The organism is Pseudomonas sp. P5_B2, assembly GCF_056400445.1.
Map to the genome: position 1 here is coordinate 1 of NZ_JBFULH010000714.1, position 1,926 is coordinate 1,926.

At 58.3% G+C, this 1,926-nt stretch carries 2 protein-coding genes and 1 pseudogene; all 3 read right to left on the minus strand.

The genetic code is table 11. The features are described from left to right. Positions 1 to 83 (minus strand): annotated as a pseudogene (locus tag AC1DRJ_RS25925) (2-keto-3-deoxy-L-rhamnonate aldolase); the annotation flags it as partial. An 18-nt stretch (positions 84 to 101) separates the two neighbouring features. Continuing rightward, positions 102 to 905 (minus strand): 2-oxo-hept-4-ene-1,7-dioate hydratase, encoded by an 804-nt coding sequence (gene hpaH, locus AC1DRJ_RS25930; RefSeq protein ID WP_056723274.1) that lies wholly within the window; start codon positions 903 to 905, stop codon positions 102 to 104. A 12-nt stretch (positions 906 to 917) separates the two neighbouring features. After that, on the minus strand, positions 918 to 1,926 hold a 1,009-nt coding region (locus AC1DRJ_RS25935; protein ID WP_477804668.1), incomplete at its 5' end, for an MFS transporter.

Here is a 1,926-nt window from a genome sequence, read left to right on the forward strand (position 1 = left end):
GGGTTGGCCAGACCGAGCCAAAGGCCGATTTGAGCCTTGCCACTTTTCAGGCTTTGTTTGAATGTGTTGATTGGCATATCCATGAAACGGTCCTCAAGAAATCAGACGAAGCGGCAGGAGATGGAACCCAGCATGTCGTAGTCGACATGGAAGGTATCGCCTGGGTTCGCAGCCACCGGACGGGTAAACGACCCGCCCAGAATAATTTGCCCCGGTTGCAACGTGACATCGTATGGGGCGAGCTTGTTCGCCAGCCAGGCGACACCTTTCGCCGGGTGATTGAGCACGGCGGCAGAGACCCCTGATTCCTCGATCACGCCATTGCGGTACAAGACAGCGGGCACCTTGCGCAGGTCGACCTCGTGAGGGCGCACAGCACGGCCGCCCATTACCACCCCTGCGTTCGCCGCATTGTCGGAAATGGTGTCGAATACCTTGCGCGTGGCTTTGGTCTCCGGATCGATCTGCTGGATACGCGCGTCAATGATTTCCAGGGCCGGGATCACCCATTCGGTAGCCTCCAGCACATCGAAAATAGTGACATTCGGGCCTTTTAGCGGCTTGCCGAGGATGAATGCCAACTCCACTTCAACGCGCGGCACGATAAAACGGTTGAAGGGGATGTCGGTGCCTTCGTCGAACAGCATGTCGTCAAGCAACGCCCCGTAATCCGGTTCTGTAATGTTTGATGAGACCTGCATGGCCCGAGAGGTCAGGCCAATCTTGTGCCCAACCAGCTTGCGTCCGTTTTTTATTTTCTGTGCCACCCAGGCTCGCTGAATGGCATAGGCATCTTCGATGGTGATCTGTGGATGCGCGAGGGAGAACTGCCCGACTTGCTTACGGGAGCGTTCGGCGTTGTCCAGTTGTGCAGCGGCTTGCTGGATGAATTCTTGATCGAGCATGACTTGGATCTCTTAATGAGGATTGACGATGGCGGCGGGCGTGCGCAGCACCAGGAAGGCGCCTGCGACGATCAATGCCGCGAGGACGTAGAGGGCAAGACTGGCGCTGTGGGTCGTGTCACGCATCCAGCCAATCAGATTGGGTGTCAGAAACGAGGCAATGCTTCCCAGAGAACTGATCAGGGCGATGCCCGCCGCCTGGGTGCTGTTTGACAGGAATGCGGGTGGTAGCTGCCAAAACATCGGCAGTGCGGCGCTCGCGCCCATACCCGCAATCACCAATCCGCCGATTACTATGAAGGGATCGCCGGGCAAAAGGCCGGCTACGGCGATACCGAGGGCCGACATGAGCAATGGCACACTCAAGTGCCACCGACGTTCACGGCGACGATCCGATGAACGTCCGCAGGCGATCATGAAGCCGCAGCCGGCCAGGTAGGGCAGGGCACTGAGCAGGCCGACCTTGCCATCGCCGCCAATCCCGGAGCTGTGAATCAGGGTAGGCATCCAGAAAGCAAGCGTATTGACCGCCAGCATGACTGCGCAATAGATGCCCACCAGCAGCCAGACCTGAGGATCTCGCAGTATTCCGCCAAACGAAATGATGGGTTTGCGTTGTTCTTCGCTAGCCAGTTGCTTGCGCAGTTGCTCTTTCTGCTCACTGCTCAGCCAACTGACTGACTCGAAGTTGTCAGGCAACACCTTGAGTACCAGCAAACCGAGTAGTACGACTGGYGCGCCTTCAATCCGGAACATCCACTGCCACCCACGCAGGCCCCCAACATCATGAAAGCCTTGCAGGATACCGCCCGATAGAGGGCCACCGACAACCCCGGCCAGCGGCACGGCAATGGCAAACAACGCGGTAACCTGGGCGCGCCTGCTGGCCGGATACCAGCGGTTCAGATAGACCAGAATGCCCGGGAAAAATCCGGCCTCGGCGACGCCGAGCAAGAAGCGCAACGCGTAGAAACCTTCAGCGTTTTCGATCAATAGCATGCTGGTCGACAGAGTCCCCCAG